Below are 22,865 nucleotides of genomic sequence, written 5' to 3' on the forward strand. Positions count from 1 at the left end.
ATGAGACAGAGAACATTTTTACCGGCAGATTTTCAGTTAAGTACGTGGGAATCGGTTTTGCCTTATTTTGAAAAATTGAGTGCGACGGAAATCTCCAGCATTGCTGATTTACGGGATTTTTGCGCGAATAGATCCGAATTAGAATCCTATCTATCGGAAAACTTCGCGTGGCGCTACATCAAAATGTCATGCGATAACCAAAACGAGACCTTGCAAACGAGCTACGCACAGTTTGTGAACGAAATCATGCCCAATGCCTCTGTTTTCGACGATGCTTGGAATAAGAAAGTGATCGAAAGTCCCTTCGTGAACGAACTAACGGAAACGGGATTCCCAGTGATGTTGCGCGGAATGAAGAAGGCGATCGAGATCTTCTGTGAGGAAAATATTCCCTTATTCACAGAATTACAAAATTTAGAAACCAATTACGGGGCCTTAACCGGCGCCTTGATGGTGACGATTAAAGGGGAGGAAAAAACCTTGCAACAAGCGGGGGCGCTATTAGAATCAACTGATCGCGAAGAACGCGAGTCTGTGTACCGCATCATGGTGGAGAAACGGTTAACTATTAAAAATGAGTTAAACGATTTGTATACTTCCTTGATCGATAAGCGCCATCAAGTGGCTTTGAATGCGGGTTTTGAAAACTACCGCGATTATGCCTTCGCGAGCTTAGGCCGTTTTGATTATGGTCCGGCGGAATGTTTTGAATTCCACGAGGCGGTGGCTGAAACGGTTGTTCCTTTGTTGAACGAGGCGGCGGCGAAGCGCAAAGAAGAGATGGGCTTGGATGCGTTGAAACCTTTTGATAAGGCGGTGGATCCGTTGGGTCGCGGACCTTTGAAACCATTCGAAACGGGTGAGGAATTATTGAAAAAGACGATCGGCGTTTTCAACGAGATGGATCCGTTCTTAGGTAACTGCCTAAAGGAAATGGTGACATTGGATCGTTTCGATTTAGACTCGCGCAAAGGGAAGAATCCTGGCGGTTATAACTATCCCTTAGAGGAGACGGGCTATCCGTTCATCTTTATGAACGCGGCGGGAACGGTGCGCGATGTGGTTACTTTGTTACATGAAGGCGGGCATGCGGTGCACAGTATTTTGACCAAAGACTTAGCCTTAAATTCCTTCCGTAATTTCCCATCTGAAGTAGCTGAGCTGGCTTCGATGAGTATGGAATTGATGACGATGGACCTGTGGGGACATTATTTTACGAATCCGGAAGAGGCAAAACGTGCCAAAATCAAACACTTGGAAGACATCTTAGAGACACTTCCTTGGGTGGCGACCATTGATGCGTTCCAACATTGGGTGTATGAAAACCCTGCACATACGGTCGCGCAGCGCGAAGAGAAGTGGAACGAAATCGTTTCGAAATTCTCGGATTCGGTGACGGATTGGACGGGATTAGCGGAGGTGCGGTCGAATATTTGGCAAAAACAATTACACCTGTTCGAAGTACCTTTCTACTATATTGAGTATGCAATTGCGCAATTAGGGGCGCTGGCGGTTTGGCGTAATTATTGTCAAAATCCGAAAAAAGCCCTCGAGCAATACATCGCCGCGCTTTCACTTGGATATACACAACCGATGAAAACGATTTACGCCACAGCCGGCATCGAATTCAATTTCAGTAAACCTTATATCCAGGAATTGATGAACTTTTTAGCGGATCAAATTAAAAAAATTGAGGAAAGTTAGGCGAACGAAGACCTATTCCTTATTTTTGCAAATAATTATTGACACAGCCTTATGAAATTATCAAATTTACTTTCTTTAGTAGCGGTTTTAGCGGTAGCGACTTCTTGTGATTACCAAAAAAACAATACCATCAAACAAAAAGACGTGCGCAAAGGCGATGAGTATGTGTACGGCGTTCACCCAGACAGCGCAGCGGCTCAATCAAAATTGAAATACGATGCGAAGCCAGAACTAGAAGTGAAAGCGAATTCCATCCGTGAGAAATTATTCAAAGGAAAAGCGATCAATCAAGGAAACTAAGTCCTGTTCACATAGATTTAAAGAAGCCGGTTTATCCGGCTTTTTTTGTGCTCTTTCGCGAGAGTCGCGCGATTAATGCACCAGCATATCCCTTAAAAAAGTCAGTTGGTAAATACCCGCCACATAGATGAGCGACCAGATCAGCGAAGAGATTCCCATCAAGAATAGGATTCGCGGGGTAGGGACTTTAAATGACAGCGATAACAAACTACCTCCAATCGGAGTAAAAATCAAGGGCGTCAAGGCGGCAATTCCTTTCATTCCGAAACGCTGCCAGATATCTACCGCATAGCGAATACGTTTGGAGAAAATCTTTGGTTTGGTGGTTCGGTATTTGGCAATCAAACCCAAGATGGCTTTTCCTAACGTAACAATGATCGTAACCGTAGCCATCGCTCCAAGCCAAGTAAAAAGTACGGTTTCGTACCATGCTAAGCCTAGGCTAAAACCCGTGATTGGTCCAGCAATAAACTTTAATCCCGTGGCGATCATTACACCAGAATAGGCTGCCCAAGACATTATTTCGCGGATTGAAAGATGGATTTACCTTCGTCTAAGAAGCTAACAAAGTGAGAAACATTCGCATCGAAAGCTACCGGTTGAACCATCGGCTTATCGTCTTTGCGTGGGTCTAGCAAAACATAATGCGGTTGCGCGTTCGAGTTGAAGCGGGAGATTTGGAAGTCGAGGTTTTGGTCCCCTAATGTCTTCTTCTCCTGTCCGTCCACTTTCGAAGTATACCATTTCGAAGCAGGCAATTCCGTCTTATCGTCGCAATACAATGCGACCACGATGTAATCCTCCTTTAAACGCTGCAAAACTGCTGGATCTGACCACACATATTCCTCCATCTTGCGGCAATTCACACAACCGTGACCCGTAAAGTCGATAAACAAAGGTTTGTTTGCCTTCAACGCAGCGGCTTTCGCCTGTTCGAAATCGAAATAACCATCGAGACCTAAAGGCAACTCTAAGAAATCGCTGTATAAAGCATTATTTGTTGGTGCAACAGGCTCAACGGCTTGCGATCCTTTGAAATCCTGTGAATTCATCGGTGGCAACCAGCCCGAAAGGCCCTTCAATGGCGCTCCGAACATCCCTGGAACCAAGTAAATGACAAAGGCTAAAACCGCCGTCGCAAATAAGGTACGTGGAACTGACAGATTCTTCGCAGGGCCATCGTGTGGCAAGGAAATCTTACCGAATAAATACAAGGTCAAAGCCGTAAAGATCGCAATCCAAATCGCTAAGAAGATCTCGCGATCCAATAGATGCCAATGGTACACCTGGTCTGCCATGCTTAAGAATTTAAACGCTAAAGCGATTTCCAAGAAGCCTAAAACGACTTTCACCTCGTTCATCCAATTTCCCGACTTAGGCAGTTTTTGCATAAAGCCAGGGAAAATCGCGAACATCGTAAACGGAATCGCAAAGGCTAGGGAGAAGCCAAGCATCCCAATGATCGGCTTCAAGAAAGCACCTTGTGAGGCCGCTATCAAGATAGATCCAGCGAGTGGTCCCGTGCAAGAAAAGGAAACTAATACAAGAGTGAAGGCCATAAAGAACACGCCGATGAATCCACCTTTATCCGACTTCGCATCTACCGTGTTCACTAAATTCGATGGCAATACAATTTCAAACGCCCCTAAGAACGAAATACCGAACAAGATAAATATCGTAAAGAAGAGCATATTTGGGATCCAGTGCGTGCTTAGGAAGTTCGCGAAACTCGCTCCAGCGAAGAAGGCTAATAGCGTCCCGAAAAACACATAGATCAAAACGATAAATCCTCCATATAAAAACGCTAAGCCTTTTCCACCCTTTTGTTTGGTGAAGAAACTCACGGTCATCGGAATTAATGGATAGACGCAAGGTGTTAATAGGGCAAGGAATCCAGCACCTAAGGCGATCCAAAAGAAAGCGAAAAGAGATTCGTCTTCGGGTGTTTCTGTGGGCGTCGCTACTGCGGCAGGTTTGGCAACCACTGAATCCACAGTCACCGCTGGTTGCACGACGGCAGCAACTGGCGTATCCACAACCGCCGCCATCTCTGCTTTACCTTTTAAACTAAATGCCCCTCGTATAGGAACACAAAGACCTGAAACATTCGAGCAAGATTGTGAATCGTAAGAGCCCTCGATCGTGTAATCCGAGGTGGTGATTTTCACTTTTTGGCGGAATTCAGCCTGATCAGTAAAGTAGGTGTAGGTACCGTTCCAAATCTCGGTATCGTTTTTCGAGTGCGGGTTAATCGCTTTCAAGCCACCCACTGTTTGGTAACCAGCGCCCGGTTTAAAGGTAACGGTTGTTACCGTGGGGCCTAAATCTTTATCGAAGTCAGATGAATACAAATACCAATCTTTCTCGATCGCGACTTTAAAAATGACCTCAGCTTGCTCCCCCACTTTAGGGTTAGCAGGTTTGATCGACCAAGACCATTTAGCAGGGGTAATCTTTTGCGCTAAAGCCGGAATGGCCATAAATGCGAACAAAAGAAAGGCGATATATTTTAATTTCATGTTTGTCTCAAAATGCAAAACCAAAATTAAGAAAAAAGCGCGGAAACGCGCGTGATATTTGTCTTATTATAGCGGCTTTTCGTTTTTCAATTTGGAGAAAAAAACGTACTTTTGACCTTTCAAATTGTAATCCAGACCCCATTCGATTTTTATGGCATCCACTTTCCCTACACAACGAGATAAAGAGATTTTTGACCTGATTAACCAGGAGGCACACCGCCAAGAATTTGGCATTGAATTAATCGCCTCGGAAAACTTCACATCGCCACAAGTGATGGAAGCACAGGGAAGTGTTTTAACCAACAAATACGCGGAAGGTCTACCCGGAAAGCGTTATTATGGGGGTTGTGAAGTAGTGGATGAAGTGGAGACCTTAGCGATTGAGCGGGCAAAGAAATTATTCGGCGCGACATGGGCAAACGTTCAACCTCACTCTGGAGCGCAAGCGAATGCGGCAGTATTCTTATCGTTCTTAAACCCAGGCGATAAAATCTTAGGATTTGATTTATCACACGGTGGTCACTTATCACACGGTTCTCCAGTGAATTTCTCGGGAAAATATTTCCAAGCATTCTTCTACGGGGTAGAAAAAGAAACTGGTTTGATCGATTGGGACAAAGTAGAGGCGACTGCGTTAAAAGAGAAACCAAGATTGATCATTTGTGGCGCGTCTGCTTATTCTCGTGATTGGGATTATGCCCGTCTTCGCGCGATCGCTGACCAAGTAGGAGCGATTTTATTAGCTGATATTTCACACCCATCTGCGTTAATCGCGAAGGGTTTATTAAATAACCCGGTTCAACATTGCCACATTATTACGACTACGACGCACAAAACACTTCGTGGACCACGTGGTGGTTTGATCATGATGGGGAATGATTTTGAGAATCCATTTGGCTTTAAGACCTTAAAAGGAGAATTAAAAATGATGTCTGCCTGCTTAGATGGCGCCGTGTTCCCAGGTACGCAGGGTGGTCCATTAGAGCACGTGATTGCGGCGAAAGCGATTGCTTTTGGCGAGGCATTAACTCCTACATTCGAGGCATATGCGAAGCAAGTGCAGTCGAATGCCCAAGCGATGGCGAAGGCCTTTTTAGCGAAAGGTTACGATATCATCTCTGGAGGTACAGACAATCACTTGATGTTAATTGACCTACGTCCGAAAGGTTTGAGCGGTAAATTAGCGGAGAATACCTTGATTCAAGCCGATATCACGATTAACAAAAACATGGTTCCATTCGATGACAAGTCTCCATTCGTTACCTCAGGTATGCGTGTGGGAACAGCGGCGATGACGACACGTGGTTTAAAAGAATCAGATATGTCTCAAATCGTGGAGATGGTCGACAAGGCCTTAATGAACCACGATAACGAGGCGGTATTGAAATCAATCAAAGGAGAAGTGAATGAGTGGGTGAAACAATTCCCATTATATCTATAATAACACATGGCAGCAGATCAAGATTTTGACGATTTCGACGACGATGACGCATCGGATGGCACAGAGATGTCCTTCCTAGGTCATTTAGAAGAATTAAGATGGCATATTCTGCGATCTGTTGCTTCCTTTTTTGTCTTTGCGGTGGCCGCTTGGTTCTTCCGTGAATTCATCTTCAGCACGATTATTTTAGGTCCTACAAAGACGGATTTTTATACGAACCAAATCCTATGTCAAGCCGCTGACCTCTTCAATATGCCAAGTTTGTGCATGCAGAAGGCAGATTTTATTCTTCAAAGTAGAGAGGTTTCTGGACAATTCATGATGGCATTGACACAATCTATCATTGTAGGTCTATTGTTTGCATTCCCGTACATGTTCCATGAATTATGGCGCTTCATTAAACCTGGCTTGAAAAGCAAAGAGTTAAACGCGGCACGCGGGGCAGTTTTTTGGGTATCCCTCTTATTTTTTAGCGGAGTTGCATTCGGCTATTATGTAGTTGCCCCCATGGCGATTAACTTTCTAGCTAATTTTAAATTAGATCCTACGATTCAAAACCAGTTCGATATCAACGATTACATTTCGTTGTTATCTATGTTGACTTTGGCCTGTGGTATCACATTTCAATTACCCATGGTAGCCTATGTGCTATCACAAGTAGGCATTTTAACCCCGTCCTTCATGCGGGAATATCGCAGACATGCCCTTATTGTCATTTTTATCGTGGCGGCGATCATCACTCCTTCCCCAGATGTGATTTCACAACTTTTAGTGGCATTCCCACTCTTAGGCTTGTATGAAGTCAGTATCGGCGTTTCAGGCCGTGTCTTGAAGCGTAAAATGAGAGAAGAAGAGATGGAATCGAATTCTTAATCGAATTCTCAACAACAAACGAATGAATTATTTATCGGCGGAGAACATATCACGCAACCTAGGCGAAAGATGGGTGTTTAAAGGTTTATTTTTTGGCCTCCAAAAAGGCGAAAAAGTAGCCCTCATCGGAAAAAACGGGACGGGAAAAACCACCTTGATGGAATCCCTGATGGGAATGCAAACACCAGACGAGGGAAATATTTCCATCCGCAAAGGAATTCGCGTAGGTTATCTACCGCAGAATCCCATTTTCGCCGAAAACGAACAAGTGCTTAACTACCTATTCTCGGACGATTTACCGAGCGCAGTAGCGATCAAATCCTATGAGAAAGCGATGCTTTCCGGTGATTCAAAAGAACTCGAAGACGCCTTCGCTTTAATGGAAGCCCACAACGCCTGGGATTACGAGGCACGTGCGAAACAAATCATCAGCCGCTTAGGCATTCCAGATGGCGACCAAAAAGTTTCTACTTTATCCGGTGGCCAAAAGAAACGTCTGTCCCTCGCTAAGCTTCTCATCGAAAGTCCAGATATTATGATTCTGGATGAGCCGACTAACCATTTGGACATCGAAACCATCGAGTGGCTCGAAGGAATCATGTCCGGACCTAACGTCACCGTCTTAGTCGTGTCCCACGATCGCTATTTCCTAGATAAGGTCTGCAACAAAATGATGGAATTAGCCGACGGCTCCATCTACACCTACGAAGGCAATTACGCCTATTTCCTAGAGAAAAAAGCCGAACGAGAAGCCTCAGATGCCAGCAGCGTTTCGAAGGCAAAAAACCTCTACCGCAAGGAACTCGAGTGGATGCGCAAGCAACCAAAAGCGCGTGGAACCAAGTCCCAATCTCGCATCGATGCCTTCTATGAGACAGAAGAAAAAGCAAACAAAAAACTAGACGACAGCAAGTTGGAATTAAACATCCAAATGTCCCGTCTAGGCAACAAGATCATCGAAATCAACCACTTGAAAAAGGCTTGGGGAGACAAGAAGATTATCAACGATTTCACCTATACGTTTAAGAAAAAGGACCGCATCGGTATCGTAGGCAAGAACGGCGCCGGCAAAACGACGTTCTTACAACTCTTAACCGGTTTAGAACAACCCGATTCAGGCACTATCGATCCAGGTGAAACTTTAGTGGTGGGCTATTATACCCAAATCCCTTTCGATTTCCGCCCAGAACAACGCGTCATCGACACGATCACCGAGATCGCCGAAGTCATTCCCTACGGAAAGAACGAATCACTCAGCCCGAGCCAGTTTTTGAGCAAATTCTTATTCCCTACTGCCCAGCAATACACACCTGTGGAAAAGCTAAGTGGTGGCGAAAAGAAGCGTTTGCAATTAATGCGCGTGCTCGTAAAGAATCCCAATTTCTTGATTCTCGATGAGCCCACCAATGATCTCGATTTAGATACCTTACAACTCTTAGAAGACTTCCTAACGGAATTCCAAGGCTGTCTGTTACTCGTTTCCCATGATCGTTATTTCATGGATAATTTAGTAGATCAATTGATCCTAGTGGAAGGCGAAGGCGAGGTTAACTTCTTCAATGGAAACTATACAGATTACCGCATTGCCTTAGAAAACAAGGAGAATGAACCAGTCGCTAAGCAAAGTCCAGTAAAGGCTCCTTCGACATCGGCCCCCGTTACACCGAAAGGCCCTAAACTCAGCTTCAAAGAACAAAAGGAATTCGAGGAATTAGAAAAGGAGATGGCCGCTTTGGAAATCGAGAAAGAATCCTTCGTCGAAAAGCTCAACCAAGGTTCGGAAGACTTTCAATTGTTAACCGACTGGGCGAAAGCCATCGAGGACATCAAGAATAAGCTAGAAGAGAAAGAGCTAAGATGGCTTGACTTATCCGAAAGAGCATAAAAAAAGCCCCGATCGCTCGGGGCTTTTTTCGCTATAAGACTTCGAGATTAATTCTGGAAGTTCAAATTCATCAACGCATAAAGCGCTCCTTCTTTCACCTTGTCATTCACAAACACTAAGTAGACATCATGAACGCCTGAAGTGTTAATAGGGAAGTTGTAAGCTTTGGTAGCGTTTACTTCCACAGAACCTAATAACGGACCTGTCACGCTACCTGTTCTAAGTTCTAATTGACCTCCTACTGTTTGACCCGCCATATAGCTCGCCATTACCGATAAGTTCTTGATGCCTGTTAAGTCGATGGCATCATAACGAGCATATCCACCAGCACCCGTTGCTACTAAGATTTCGCCGATTCCGTCCACTTTAAACTTCATTGTTTTAGCCGAAGCATCTGCGCTAACTGCAGGGAACTTCGCATCGCGCAAAGTCACGACTTTAGAACCTGTCACCGGTGCAATTTTACCTGCCCCTTTATCTGTGTACATCGCACGGAAGATAAAGGTACCTGGCTTCCCTTTGTCTTGTGGTACATATTGTCCAGCCACTGGCTTCGATGCCTTCTTTTTATCGGCTAGCCCTAAGATGTATTTCACCATCTCACGAGCGTCAGCTACAGAAACTTGTGGGTGAGCTGCCATCGCATTCTCTCCCCAAACACCACCACCACCGTTAATAATCTTCTTCGATAATTCGTCGATGTTTTGTGAGCTAGCAGGGTATTTCTTGCTGACATCTGTATAAGAAGGTCCTACCGACTTTTTGTCGATCGCGTGACACGTCTTGCAATCAGATAAATCGATCAAACGCTTACCTGTAGATAAAGAAGTGTTTGCTTGGTGACCTTGCGCGATTACCGTTTTATCAAATCCTTCTAAGTAATCGATTTGCATCATTACTTCATCTTCTGTAATTTTTTTATTCGCTAGGCTACCATCTTCTTTATCCTGAACCGAAACCTTATAAGTTACTGGCTTGTCATTCCAATAGAAGGATTTGTTCCCTTCAATCGTGACATCTACCGCTGGCACTTCATTACCCGCCGTGATTTTGACCACCTCTGATTTTGAATTTCCAGCCGCATCTTTCACGGTCAATCTTACATTGTACACACCTGCTTTTGTAAATACGTGCATTGGATTAGCAGCCGTACTTGTGCCGCCATCTCCAAAATTCCATGTGTATTTGATGGCATCTCCATCATAATCAACGGTTCCAACGGAAGAGAATTTTGCTTTTAAAGGCAAAGCACCTACCGACTTGTCTACCGCCACTATCACCTTAGGAGTTCTGTTACCCGCGTTGTATTCAATTTTATATAAGGCTGCTTCTTCACTTGCGGCAAACCAGTTAGGGCCATATTCTAAGCCGTACATTGTACCATTCTTATCAAACTCTAAGTCTATTGGATGAGAGAAAGTCATATTAGGAAGGAAACGCTCCATCTGAACGAAATCTCCTTTATCATTCATCGAAACAGCATAGATTAAATCGCGTGACCAATCATAAGCGAAGAACTTACCATCATAATAGGCAGGAAATTTAGTCTTCGAAGTTGCTGGAAAATCGTCTCTATAGTAGATCGGACCAGCCATCGCATTACGAGAACCTTTGGAAATTACCGGACCAAACTCTGGAGAATCTACATAAGGATAGTAGATGAACGCTTTTTGAGCTGCTGGTAAATGAGAAAATCCTGTGTTGTGAGGCGAGGTGTTGATAGGCGCTTTGGGATTAAACGTAGCCCACGTACTATCATTCGCAAAATCACGCTGGTTGTATGGACGGTTATCCGCTACAAACAATGGCCACCCAAAATAACCTGCCTGACGCGCTTGATTCACTTCATCATGACCACGAGGACCATATTTCTTCGAATCCTCTCCCGCATCCGGACCTACTTCACCCCAATACAAGAAACCTGTACGCTTATCCACCGAAATACGGTAAGGATTACGGTTACCCATCACATAGATTTCTGGCTTAGCATGGTAGATACCTGCCGGATACAAATTGCCTTCTGGGATTGTATATCCACCTTCTGGAGTGGGCTTGATACGCAAAATCTTTCCTCTCAAATCATTCGTATTTGAAGAGGAAGCACGTGCATCCCAACCTGAACGTCCTGGACGATTATCCATAGGTCCATAACCGTTCGAATCAAATGGATTCGTGTCATCCCCAGTAGATAAGAACAAGTTACCTGATTTATCCCAAGCGATGGAACCACCTGTATGGCAACATCCGTCACGCTTTACTGGTACACGTAAAATAACCTTTTCTGAACTCATAATTAAGGTATCATTCACGTCATCATAGGTAAAACGAGATAAGTGTTGCGCCGTATCTGCTTTCCCCGTTTGAGGAGAATAGAATAGGTACATCCAGTGATTCTTGTTATAATCTGGGTCAATATTAACCCCCATTAAACCATATTCGAATTTAGAGAATACGTCCAAATCAGCAACGACCTTTGTCTTTCCCTTCTTAGGATCATACATCTTTAATTTACCCTTGCGCTCTCCAAAAAATACCTTTCCGGCATCCGTCACCGCTAATTCTGTAGGCTCATCTAAATTGCGATCTAAAACCACTTTGTTGAAACGGTTCTCCTCTGGAGGCAACTCAGAACGTAATTTCTTCGTATAATCTTGTGGGCGACCCGAAGCTAACCATTGCAAAGCACCCCAAATATGTTGCACCACAATAGGCTCTTCAAATGACTCATGAGTGTGTCCCCAGTTCGTATAGAAAGCACGGCCACCATCGTATTCGTGGTACCAAGCCATCGGGTGAAAATCACCCATTTTACCATCTTTGTATGACTTTTCATCAAGTGTGATTAAAACTTTAACATCTTTATTGAAGTTCTTCGTATCGTAAAATTCGTCCGTACGATCGAAAGTTTCTGGCATGTGCGCCGTTGAAATGTGTGTGCGATCTACCGCGGTGAATTTCCCTTTTTGGACATTCGGATTACCCGGGTGAGAGGCAAATTGACCACCGGCTAACTTCGTATACCAAGCCCAGTCGTATTCTGTATCTGTGGCTGCGTGAATACCAAAATAGGCCCCGCCAGCCTGGATATAACGCTCAAAAGCAATTTGTTGCACATCGTTTAATACGTTAGAAGTCGTGTTTAAAAATACAATTATGCGGTATTGTTTTAAATTCTTTTCCGTGAAATTAGCCGCATTCTCAGTCGTATCGACAGAAAATCCTTTTTCTTTCGCCATCTTAAATAAGGCGATTTGACCCGGCTTAATAGAGGAGTGGCGATAGCCTTTTGTTGCAGAATAAACTAAAATTTTCTTTCCTGTTAAAGGATTTGCTGCCTGTGCAAAAACGGAAAGAGTGGAAACAAAAAGAGCAATGACAAGAGTGATTCGGAGAATTCCGAACGAAGTATTTTTCATAAGGACTATAAATAGGTTTGGGACAAAGTTAGGTCAAAACAGAAATTTTCGGCTACATTTAAGAAAAAATTTCTCAAATCAAGCTATGAAAAAATATATCGCAACTCTGGCACTCGTTTTCACCTCGTTTTTCGCCTTTTCTCAAGTCTCATGTTGCTTCGTTAAAAAAGACGGAATGCAGCTTTTGGCCTCCAATAAAACCTTTATTAAATCGCACGCACTTCCGAAGCCTTACCACCACGTCAGCAAAGCAGGTGGAGTGATGGTCGAATTCAAGACGCCGGACGACCAGATGGCGAAAGGCTTTTACATTCCTGCCGACAAACCGACCGAATATACACTATTGGTTTTCCAAGAATGGTGGGGCCTAAATGACCACATCAAAAGAGAGGCAGAGCATTTCTACAGTACTTTAGGCAACGTGAACGTCTTAGCTGTCGATATGTACGATGGAAAAGTGGCCACCACGCGCGAAGACGCAGCAAAGTATATGGGCGGTGCTAGTCCAGCACGTTTAGAAGCGATCATCAAAGGGGCCATTGCGTTTGCGGGCCCTAAAGCGAAAATAGCGACAGTGGGTTGGTGTTTTGGCGGATCTTTATCCTTAAAAGCATCCATTTTAGCAGGCAAGCAAGCGGCTGCTTGCGTGATGTATTATGGAATGCCAGTGAAGGAAGTAGAGCAATTGAAATTATTGCAAACAGATGTTTTGGGGCTATTTGCTGGAAAAGAGCAATTTATAAACCCGACGGTAGTAAAGGAATTTGAGGCGAATATGAAGACGGCAGGCAAAGGAATCCAAACAAAAATATTCGATGCGCAACACGCCTTTGCGAATCCATCAAACCCTGCCTATGATAAAGTAGCTACGGAAGAGGCTTGGGGATTAGCGATAAATTACTTTAAAACACGTTTAAAATAATGCGTTATCTACTTTTACTTCTTTGTATAGCCATACTCGCAGGCTCCTGTGCAAGTCAACGCCAGCCCAAGCTTTACAAGAAAAAATGGTCCTTATTTAAGAAAAAAGACTGCGACTGCCCTAACCTTAAATAAGCGGGTTTAGAGCAGACGCAGCTGGTGAACCTGGAGCTAGACCTTGTAGCCAACGCTGGCGGTCAGCTTCTTGATTAGGGTTTAATGGCTCGGTAACGTGTGCATCTGCATCCATGTAGATAATCGTCATCACCTCCCGCATTTTAGTTGATTCGTTACCTGGTGCATTGTGTAGCGTCCAACCCAGGTGGAAGGTGGCATCACCGGCTTTCATGGATTTTTGAGCCACAATTTCATATCCTTGTTTTGAAACGTAGTCGCCGATTAAGGCTTCTGATTGATCCGAAATTTCAATCTTAGGCAAGTCAGCTCCTGCTGATTTAGAGGCAAAAGTCAACATTCCCATTCCTTCTTCAATATCCACCAATGGCATCCACATCGTCACGGTTTTAGGTGTATCCAAAGGCCAATAAGATTGATCTTGATGCCAAGGCGTATGCCCTCCACCTGGCTCTTTAAATAAAGCTTGATCGTGGTATAGTCGAACATTTTTAACTCCTAGTAATTGTGCAGCCACACCCGCAAAACGCTTCGCTAAGGTAAATTCCTTCACCGTTTCTGATGTTTCCCACAAATTCATCATTTGTAAAAAAGCTTTCCCATAGGTATCACGCTCTTCCATCGGCTTTTGTTGCGCACGAAAATCGGCAGCCCAATCGATAATCGCTTGTCGATAGGGTTGTAATTCAGCCGATGTAATTAAACCTGGCAAATAAATATGACCGTTGGTAGCAAAATAAGAACGATCCTCGGCGGATACGGAATAGGGGTGTTGTAACATCTTTTTAATGGAATTAAATTTTGACAAAGTTTTCTAAAAAAATTTCGACAGGCTACCATTATTTTGACCAAAAAAGATGCAATTTTACCTTATTCCGATTTTCAGCAACCAAATAGGCTAAAATTAAATGAGAGCACAGCGCGAACACCTTACCTCAGGATTTCAAATCAAACTAGTAAAACAGGCACGGTTTGATGCTCCTTATCACTTTCATCCAGAGCTAGAATTAACATTAATCATCGCAGGGGAAGGAAAACGATTTATCGGCAATCAAATTGCTGACTTCAGACCTGGTGATCTTGTTCTTCTAGGGGGTAACCTACCTCATTGCTGGCAAAATCACCGGAAAGATTGGTTGCAAGATGAGGTCGAATCGGATGGCGCCCAAGCTTTGGTGATTCATTTTCGCCGTGATTTTTTAGGTGAAGATTTTCTTTCGAATGAGGCTTGTCTCGGGTTGAAAAACCTGATGGAAAAAGCCAAAACAGGATTCTCTATCGTAGGTCCTACACAAGATCGCATCGCAAGAGATATGTTAGCGTTAGTAGACATGCCTCCGTTCCCACAATTAATCTCCTTCTTGCAGATATTACATACCATCGGAATTTCAACGGCGGATGTACAACCCATCGAAACTGCGGAAGGCAATTATGCCATTGCAGAGGGAGATTTAGAGCGAATTAATCGAGTATATGCGTATGTGATCGCTAATTACACTCAAGAAGTGCACTTAGACGAGGTAGCTCATCTAGCTAATATGACAGAGACTGCTTTTTGCCGCTATTTCAAAAAGGTGACGAATAAAACGTTTGTGGAATTAGTGACTGAGTTTCGGGTAAAGCACGCGTGTACTTTATTGCGAACGACAAATAAACCGATGATAGAAGTGTGTTTTGAGAGTGGTTTTGGCAATCTTTCTCATTTCAATAAACAGTTCAAAGCCTGGATGAAAACGCCCCCTCTTCAATACCGCAAAATGGTTAAAGAATGGCATTAAGCCTTTTTCTTTTCTGGAAGCAAAACGCTCAATAAGATACTAATTGTTAAGATTCCAATAATAACTCCTAAAGACGAAAGCGTTCCAAAACCCAATTCCTCCAGCTTCGAATGTGCTAACATCTTGCCTCCCACAAAGCTTAATAATACGCCTAAACCCATAGGCAAGAAGCGAAACAAACCCATTAAGCTAGATAAGAAGAAAAACAAAGAACGAAGGCCCATCACGGCAAACACGTTCGAAAAGAAGACGATATAGGGATCTTTCGAGATAGAGAAAATCGCTGGAATCGAATCCACAGCGAAAAGAATATCGGTAAATGAAATAACCACCACGACGATAAAAATAGGTGTGATAAAAATTTTACCCGTATTCTTCATTCGTACGAAAAAATGCCCAATCACATTTCGTTTGTACACATTAAAGAACCGAGATAACAAACGAACAACCGGATGATTAGCGGTATCAATCTCCTCTTCTTCATGTTTAGAAAACAAAATCTTTACACCGGTGTAGACCAGAAATGCCCCAAAAACGTAGATAATCCAATCAAATTTCTGCAATAAAGCCGCCCCTAAAAAGATGAATATCAATCGCAAAATAATAGCTCCCAAGATACCCCAAACGAGGATTTTCTTGTAGTAGCGTTTTTGGACCCCAAAAGAATTAAAGATTAAAATAAAGACGAATACGTTATCAGCCGACAAAGAATACTCTACTAGATAGCCCGTAATAAACTCTAGCGAAAGATTGTTCTGGAAAATAGCCAAAGCTTCTAGGTAAGAACCAGTCCCTAAATCAATGTGCGAGGCATAGGCCTGCTGCACCGCTTTCAAGCTTTGCATATCCGTAATGCCATGTACCATTCCGCCATTATAGCCTAAGAAAATATAAAACACAATCGCTAACAAAACCCACATTCCAGTCCAGAAACCTGCTTCTCTAAAGGTCACTTCTTCGGCAGTCTCTTTCTTAAACACCCCCAAATCGATTAGCATTACTGCCATCACACCCACTGAAAAAAGAAGAAAAAATAGCGTTTCGCTCATAAATATTTAATTTTACACTTTGGCCGCACAAAGGTCGCAAAAATAGCTCAGAAAATTTATGTACGAAGGCAAAAAGGTCATTGTCGTTATGCCCGCTTACAAGGCAGCGCTAACCCTGGAAAAAACATACCATGAAATACCTCACGATTGGGTAGACGAGGTAATATTAGTGGATGACCACAGCCCTGACAATACCGTTGAAGTAGCAAAAGCGGTAGGCATTAAGCACGTCATTAGACACGATAAAAACCTCGGCTACGGGGGAAATCAAAAGACCTGCTATACGAAAGCTTTAGAATTAGGCGGCGACATCGTGATCATGTTGCACCCAGATTACCAATATACTCCTATGTTATTGAAAGCCATGATTTCCATCATTGGGAATGGCTTGTACCCCGTCGTTTTTGCTTCTCGCATCTTAGGAAAAGGCGCATTAAAGGGCGGGATGCCGATTTACAAATACATTGCAAATCGCTTGTTGACCTTGTTTCAGAATATCATGATTGACCAAAAGCTGTCGGAATACCACACGGGTTACCGTGCGTTTTCGAAAGAAGCTTTAGAAGCCGTGAAATTCACGAAATGCGACGATGATTTCATCTTTGACAATCAAATGGTTTTGCAGCTTTTCTGGAAAGGATTCGAGGTAGGCGAAGTGACTTGTCCAACCAAGTATTTCGACGAAGCCTCCTCCATTAACTTCAAACGCAGTTCCATCTACGGACTAGGCGTACTTTGGTATTCTGTCCGCTACCGCCTCGCGAAATGGGGTTGGAAATGGGATTTAATGAACTAATAAAAAAGCCTCAGACTGTAAAATCTGAGGCTTCTTAATTTAGAACCGAATACTTGCTCCTAGCAAGAAATTAAATCCGGCTTGCGGATAGTAGAAATTCTCGGTGGTCGTCGCGCCCCCATAACGATACGAATAGGTGTAGCCGTTAGAAGAATATAGCTCGTTCAACACATTATACAATAATAAGGTTAGAGCTGGGCCTTTCTTTATCGTGTATTTTAATCGAATATCTTGTGTCGTGTATGCTTTGAGCGAACGCTCCTCATCTGAGGTATTGTCCAAATATTGTTTACCTACATACTTGCTCAATATACTCGCCTCGAATGCGCCTACAGAATAGGAAAGGGTATTTCCTGCAATAAGGGATGGAGAATAGGCAATAGCTGTGTTTTCGTGCTGAATGAAAGCGACATCATAGGTTTCATAATCAACGATTTCCTCCTTGAATTGACGGATGCGATTTTGGCTTAAAGTTACATTCCCATTCCAAAGTAGACGTTTCGAAATTTGGTAATTAAGCGATGCCTCTATCCCTAAACGGTAACTCGATTCCACATTTGTCCGAATGGCATCGCCTGTAGAATTGACAGCCCCTGTCAACACCAATTGATCCTGGTAATTCATGAAATAACCATTCAATTGGAATCCATATTTTTGGCCTGAACGCTCATAGCCTAACTCATAATCCTGCAGGTATTCCGGACGAGGCGCACCAGCTGCATTATCCACAAAATCCTGGCGACTAGGCTCTTTACTTCCCGCTGAGACAGAACCATATACTTTCGATTTTTCTGACAATTGATGTGTTAGACCAAATTTAGGATTAAAAAAAGAATACGAATTATCGGAATCTAACAACAAAAACTTATCTGCTGTTCCTAACATGCGGTAGCCCACCGTCCGATATTGTAAATCTACATAAGCATTTAATGCCGAAGACAACATAATATTCCCTTTCGCATACAGGTTTACATCGGTTTTTTGAGAACGACTGCGGTACCATTCAGTCCCCGGCAATGGATCCTGCAAAACACCGAAATGACGGCCAATATAGCGATTCCATGCGCCACCAAACGTAAATTTAATTTTCTGAGAACCTGCATAATTGAAAGCAAAGGTCGATCCATAAAAATCATTGTCTAACCATTTGCGTCGAATCACATTAGCCGTTTCGATCGAGCTAACCCCATAATTCTCCATATCCGCATCTGGCTTAAATTCCTCAAAGTACCCGCGACCATAGGTATAATGCGCATTCAAATCTAAGTTCCAAGCTTCCGTCAACCGGTGGTTCGTAATTAATTGATAGTGATCCTGGGCGTAATTATCCGTTTGGTTATCATAGGTATAATAGTTGTAGCTGCGACCGCTATTCAATAAGTTCTTCGCATCTGCATCTGACAAATAATTGCGGTCGATAAAGGCCTGCATCTCTGAATCTGATCCATTGACCCTGCTTTCTGGAGTTCCATACCAAGATTGATAGGTCTTTTCTTTTCCGGTAAAGTAGTTCAACCGGATGAAACTTTTTGCACCAAAATAGCCCGCAGAAAAATACGCAGAAAGCAAATTAGAGGAAGCGCGATCAATAAATCCATCCGAGACAATCCGAGATAGACGGCCATCTAAGGTGAACTTACCTCCTAAAAGTCCTGAACCTGCCTTAACTGTTGTTTTTAGCGTTCCAAAAGAACCCCCAGAGGCATGTACCTCTCCATACGCCTTAGACTCAAACGTATTGGTCTGCATATTAACAGAACCGCCGAAAGCCCCAGCCCCATTGGTAGAAGTTCCCACGCCGCGTTGGATTTGGACCGAATTCACCGAACTGGCAAAGTCCGGCATATTCACCCAGAAGGTTCCTTGAGATTCCGAATCGTTGATTGGAATACCATTCACGGTCACATTCACTCGCGTCGCATCGGAACCACGAATACGAATACCCGTATAACCAATGCCCGCCCCCGCGTCAGAAGTGGTGACAACTGAAGGCGTAAAGTTAAGTAATTGAGGCATATCCTGACCCAAATTACTTTTACCTAATTCCTCTGCTGACACATTGGAATAGGCCATCGCCGAATTTTCATCCGCTCGCGTCGCTTTTACGACAACCTCATCTTGTAAGAAATTGGATTTTTTCAGAGCGATTTGGTTGGCTTTATCAGCGGTGATTTCTACGGGCTCATAGCCCACAAATCTAACGACTAAAACGGCCTCAGACGAGACGGTTAGATAGAAATGCCCTTTAGCATCTGTCACATTTCCTTTCTGACTTCCTTTTACAGAAACGGAAGCCCCCCATAAAGGTGCTTTGGTTTCCAGATCGAAAACAGTTCCCTGTACTTTTTGTGCAAATACACTTTGCACACATAAAATAAGCGTAATAATAAGCGTTGTTGCCTTTTTCATTTTTTGAAATTTTAGCAACAGGTAAAGGAGCCAAATCCTGTTATGATTTAACTTTTTAACCCTTACATTGACGATTTTTTCTGAGTTTTCAGCGCTAAAAACTCAACAAAATCCCTTCGACGGCACTACCCGCATCAGGTTCAATGGGTATAATCTCAGCCTTTTTTAGAGGCACCCCTTTTTGTAGATGCACAAAGATACAAAATTTCCTACCTTTGCAAGCCCTACGTAAATTTTGTAGGGAATTTTTGCACGTATGATCGTCAAAGAATTTCTAAGTATCTACCAGAGCGACGGAATTGTCCAAAGCATTTCTGACAAGATAACTACGTCCAAACCGGGCGAATCCCTCCACCTAAAAGGCCTCTGCGGCTCCCTCGACACCGTTTTAATGTCTGCTCTTTTAAAAGAGCAACAGCCCTTTCTGATTATTTGCGAGGAAAAAGAAGAAGCGCAATACGTCTATAACGACCTTCAAGCCTTAATTGGGGATACCTCCGTGACCTTATTTCCGATGTCCCACAAGAAACCCTATGAATGGGAGGAAGTCGACAACGCGAACGTATTGTTGCGGGCGGAAGTACTCAACATTTTAAGTAATTATTCGGGTCAAAGCCTCGCCATCGTCACCTATCCGGCGGCGATGACTGAGAAGGTGATTAACCGAAAGTCTTTGGTCAAAAACACCTTATCTATCCGGGTAGGAGATAAAATTGATCGCAATTTCGTGGCGGAAACGCTAAACGAATATGATTTCGAACGAACGGATTTCGTCTACGAGGCAGGCCAATATTCCGTGCGCGGAGGAATTTTAGACGTATTTTCTTATGCGGCGGAATATCCTTACCGCATCGATTTTTTCGGGGATGAAGTCGATAGTATTCGAACTTTCCACCCAGAAACCCAGCTTTCCATTCAATCCGTTTCTGCGATGCACCTCATCCCCGATGTGCAGACCAAACTGATTCAAGAAACAAGAGAATCTTTCTTTACCTTTTTGCCAGAACATACGAAGATCTGGATCAAAGATCTGAACATCTTGAGCGATGTGCTGACGGAGAATTTTGAGAAAGGGACTATGGTCTACGAAGTCAATTCGTCCTCAGACATCAACCTGTTGAATAAACCGGAGGAACGTTGGGAAACGGCAAAGACGATTAAAAAATCACTGCAGGGCTTCCCATGCATCGAATTTGGTAAGAGATCTCATCTGAAAAATTCCGAAACCATCGTATTTCCTTCGAAGAATCCGGGTGCCTTCCAAAAAGATTTCGAGCGACTTGCAACTACCTTGTTAGACAACCAAACCCACGGTTTTCACAACATCATCAGTTCCGAATCCCCGCGTCAATTAGAGCGCCTCGAGGTGATTTTTAACGAGATCAATACGAGTATTCAGTTCAAACCTTTGCAGATTTCCTTGCGTGAGGGTTTTGTGGACGAACAAACGAAAGTGGCCTTTTATCCGGACCACCAGCTATTTGAACGTTACCACCGCTACAAGGAAAAGAACAAGTTCTCGAAGAACAAGGCCTTGACCTTGAAGGAACTTCGGTCATTGCAAGTGGGTGATTTCGTCACGCATATCGATTATGGTATCGGTCGTTTTGCTGGATTGAATTTGGTCGAAACCGCGAATGGGGAACAAGAAGTGATTCGCTTGATTTACCGTGACGACGACGTCTTATCCGTTTCGATTCATTCGTTACATAAAATATCCAAATACTCTGGCAAGGAAGGAGCTCCTCCTGCGATGTCGAAACTAGGTTCACCCGACTGGGACAACAAGAAATCGCGCGTCAAGAAGCAGGTAAAGGATATTGCCAAAGAGTTAATATCCCTCTATGCCAAGCGTAAGAATGCGCCCGGTTTTTCCTTCTCGCCAGATACCTATTTACAAGCAGAACTTGAATCATCCTTCCTATATGAAGACACACCGGATCAGGCGAAAGCGACTATCGATGTAAAAATCGATATGGAGAAGCCGCATCCGATGGACCGATTGGTATGTGGGGATGTGGGTTTTGGTAAGACAGAAATCGCCATTCGTGCGGCCTTCAAAGCCGTAGCGGATTCGAAACAAGTAGCCGTTTTAGTACCCACGACCGTGTTAGCCATGCAACATTACCGCACTTTCCACGATCGTCTGGCCGCATTCCCCTGCAAAGTAGAATACATTAATCGATTCAAATCGACTAAGCAAATCAACGAAACATTGGCCCGGGTTGCCAGTGGACAAACTGATATTTTGATAGGAACGCACCGTCTAGTGAATAAGGACGTGCATTTCAAACAATTGGGCTTGATGATCATCGATGAAGAGCAAAAGTTTGGGGTGAAAGTAAAAGATCGCCTGAAAGAAATGCGCGTAGATGTGGATGTGCTGACTTTGACAGCCACCCCTATTCCACGAACACTTCATTTCTCCTTAATGGGTGCGCGCGATCTAAGTATCATCGCCACGCCTCCACCCAACCGCCAGCCGGTGGAAACGAAATTAGTCGTTCTATCAGACGAAATTTTGCGTGATGGGGTTAGAGAAGAAATTAGCCGCGGGGGTCAAGTCTTCGTGGTATATAATCGAATTGGCGAACTAGAAAGCATTGCGAACCGTATTTTACGCTTAGTCCCAGATGCTAAAATCGCTGTTGCGCACGGCCAAATGGAAGGCGACCAGCTTGAGAAAATCATGATGGGCTTCATCGAAGGCCATTACGACGTACTCGTAGCCACAAACATCATCGAATCGGGATTAGATATCCCTAATGCGAATACGATCTTCATTTTAAATGCCAACAATTTCGGGCTTTCGGACTTGCACCAAATGCGGGGCCGGGTAGGTAGATCCAACAAAAAGGCTTATTGCTATCTGGCAACCCCTTCTTTAGCAAATTTAACGAGCGATGCGCGCAAGCGTTTGAGTGCGTTAGAGGAATTCTCAGATCTAGGCGATGGAATCAAAGTAGCGATGCGGGACTTGGATATCCGCGGTGCCGGAAACCTACTAGGTGCGGAGCAAAGTGGCTTTATCAATGATTTGGGATATGACATGTACCATAAAATTCTCGATGAAGCAGTGCAGGAATTGAAGGAAAACGAGTTTAGAAAACTATTCGAAGTCGACCTAGAACAAGTAGCAGAAATGCTAAAAGTGGATTGCACGATCGAAACTGATTTACGTGTGTTGATTCCAGAAGAATATGTGACTAGCATATCAGAACGCCTTGCCCTCTACACCCGTTTAGACGAAATCGAGGACGAAGAAACGCTTGCTACCTTTATTAAAGAGATTAAAGACCGCTTCGGTGATTTACCGAACGAGGTCCAGGATATGATTGAATTAGTGAAGTGTCGTTGGAAGGCTCAGGTTTTGGGAATCGAAAAAATCCTCTTGAAAAACAATAATCTGAAGTTTCATTTCGTTTCATCAGAGTCTGCTCGACCACTTGATCAAAGCCTAGTGATTAAAGTGATTTCATTCGTAAACAACAAAAAGGGACTTTGTCAGTTAAGAGAAAAAGCGGGAAAAATGATCTTGCAAATCGATAAGGTGAGTAGTATTAAAGAATTAAATACTATTTTAGTGGATATTTTAGGGTAATTAATACCTTTGTTAATTAATTCTATTGTAAAAGGAAT

15 protein-coding genes and 1 riboswitch are annotated in these 22,865 nt (G+C 43.5%); of the genes, 9 read left to right on the forward strand and 6 right to left on the reverse strand.

Annotated features, from left to right (window positions below; all coding sequences use genetic code 11):
- Complete coding sequence (locus tag ACRZ9O_RS07520; RefSeq protein WP_459457895.1) at positions 1–1,704, forward strand: M3 family oligoendopeptidase; 1,704 nt, start codon at positions 1–3, stop codon at positions 1,702–1,704.
- A 51-nt stretch (positions 1,705–1,755) separates the two neighbouring features.
- Complete coding sequence (locus ACRZ9O_RS07525; RefSeq protein ID WP_459457897.1) at positions 1,756–2,004, forward strand: hypothetical protein; 249 nt, start codon at positions 1,756–1,758, stop codon at positions 2,002–2,004.
- Positions 2,005–2,076: 72 nt separating this feature from the next.
- Here ACRZ9O_RS07525 and ACRZ9O_RS07530 read toward each other — a convergent pair whose 3' ends face one another.
- Entirely contained in the window at positions 2,077–2,523 is a 447-nt protein-coding gene (locus ACRZ9O_RS07530; protein WP_459457899.1) for a hypothetical protein, read from the reverse strand.
- Positions 2,523–4,523, reverse strand: a complete 2,001-nt coding sequence (locus ACRZ9O_RS07535; protein WP_459457901.1) for a protein-disulfide reductase DsbD family protein — start codon at positions 4,521–4,523, stop codon at positions 2,523–2,525. Before ACRZ9O_RS07535 ends, ACRZ9O_RS07530 begins: the two co-directional genes overlap by 1 nt.
- A 151-nt stretch (positions 4,524–4,674) precedes the next feature.
- On the opposite strand from ACRZ9O_RS07535, the gene glyA reads away from it, so the two are divergent.
- From glyA to ACRZ9O_RS07550, 3 genes are read left to right on the forward strand one after another with little or no spacing between them, the layout of a single operon-like run.
- Positions 4,675–5,964, forward strand: coding sequence for a serine hydroxymethyltransferase (gene glyA, locus ACRZ9O_RS07540; RefSeq protein ID WP_459457903.1), 1,290 nt, complete (start codon positions 4,675–4,677; stop codon positions 5,962–5,964).
- A gap of 6 nt (positions 5,965–5,970) precedes the next feature.
- Complete coding sequence (gene tatC / locus ACRZ9O_RS07545) at positions 5,971–6,837, forward strand: twin-arginine translocase subunit TatC (protein WP_459457905.1); 867 nt, start codon at positions 5,971–5,973, stop codon at positions 6,835–6,837.
- A gap of 22 nt (positions 6,838–6,859) precedes the next feature.
- Positions 6,860–8,722: an ABC-F family ATP-binding cassette domain-containing protein gene (locus tag ACRZ9O_RS07550; protein WP_459457907.1), complete on the forward strand. Its 1,863-nt coding sequence runs from the start codon at positions 6,860–6,862 to the stop codon at positions 8,720–8,722.
- Between the two features lie 47 nt (positions 8,723–8,769).
- Here the strand turns inward: ACRZ9O_RS07550 and ACRZ9O_RS07555 are convergent, their stop codons facing one another.
- Entirely contained in the window at positions 8,770–12,138 is a 3,369-nt protein-coding gene (locus ACRZ9O_RS07555; protein WP_459457909.1) for a ThuA domain-containing protein, read from the reverse strand.
- Positions 12,139–12,223: 85 nt separating this feature from the next.
- Here ACRZ9O_RS07555 and ACRZ9O_RS07560 point away from each other — a divergent pair, with 85 nt between their 5' ends.
- Positions 12,224–13,060 carry a dienelactone hydrolase family protein gene (locus tag ACRZ9O_RS07560; protein ID WP_459457911.1) on the forward strand — a complete coding sequence of 279 codons (837 nt, stop codon included), beginning with the start codon at positions 12,224–12,226 and terminating at the stop codon, positions 13,058–13,060.
- A 126-nt stretch (positions 13,061–13,186) separates the two neighbouring features.
- On the opposite strand, the gene ACRZ9O_RS07565 is transcribed toward ACRZ9O_RS07560, so the two are convergent.
- Positions 13,187–13,975 (reverse strand): phytanoyl-CoA dioxygenase family protein, encoded by a 789-nt coding sequence (locus tag ACRZ9O_RS07565; RefSeq protein WP_459457913.1) that lies wholly within the window; start codon positions 13,973–13,975, stop codon positions 13,187–13,189.
- A gap of 127 nt (positions 13,976–14,102) precedes the next feature.
- On the opposite strand from ACRZ9O_RS07565, the gene ACRZ9O_RS07570 reads away from it, so the two are divergent.
- Positions 14,103–14,972, forward strand: a complete 870-nt coding sequence (locus ACRZ9O_RS07570) for an AraC family transcriptional regulator (RefSeq protein ID WP_459457915.1) — start codon at positions 14,103–14,105, stop codon at positions 14,970–14,972.
- Here the strand turns inward: ACRZ9O_RS07570 and ACRZ9O_RS07575 are convergent.
- Positions 14,969–16,027 (reverse strand): TerC/Alx family metal homeostasis membrane protein, encoded by a 1,059-nt coding sequence (locus ACRZ9O_RS07575; protein WP_459458025.1) that lies wholly within the window; start codon positions 16,025–16,027, stop codon positions 14,969–14,971. The two genes, ACRZ9O_RS07570 and ACRZ9O_RS07575, sit on opposite strands and share 4 nt — an antisense overlap.
- A gap of 52 nt (positions 16,028–16,079) precedes the next feature.
- Here ACRZ9O_RS07575 and ACRZ9O_RS07580 point away from each other — a divergent pair, with 52 nt between their 5' ends.
- Positions 16,080–16,817 (forward strand): glycosyltransferase family 2 protein, encoded by a 738-nt coding sequence (locus ACRZ9O_RS07580; RefSeq protein WP_377978996.1) that lies wholly within the window; start codon positions 16,080–16,082, stop codon positions 16,815–16,817.
- Positions 16,818–16,856: 39 nt separating this feature from the next.
- Here the strand turns inward: ACRZ9O_RS07580 and ACRZ9O_RS07585 are convergent, their stop codons facing one another.
- Positions 16,857–19,226, reverse strand: coding sequence for a TonB-dependent receptor (locus tag ACRZ9O_RS07585; protein WP_459457918.1), 2,370 nt, complete (start codon positions 19,224–19,226; stop codon positions 16,857–16,859).
- A 94-nt stretch (positions 19,227–19,320) separates the two neighbouring features.
- Positions 19,321–19,415, reverse strand: a riboswitch (TPP riboswitch).
- A gap of 67 nt (positions 19,416–19,482) precedes the next feature.
- Between ACRZ9O_RS07585 and mfd the strand changes: the two genes are divergently transcribed.
- Positions 19,483–22,827 (forward strand): transcription-repair coupling factor, encoded by a 3,345-nt coding sequence (mfd, locus tag ACRZ9O_RS07590; RefSeq protein WP_459457920.1) that lies wholly within the window; start codon positions 19,483–19,485, stop codon positions 22,825–22,827.
- The last annotated feature ends 38 nt before the right edge of the window (positions 22,828–22,865 follow it).

This window comes from Aquirufa sp. HETE-40SA, from assembly GCF_054558635.1.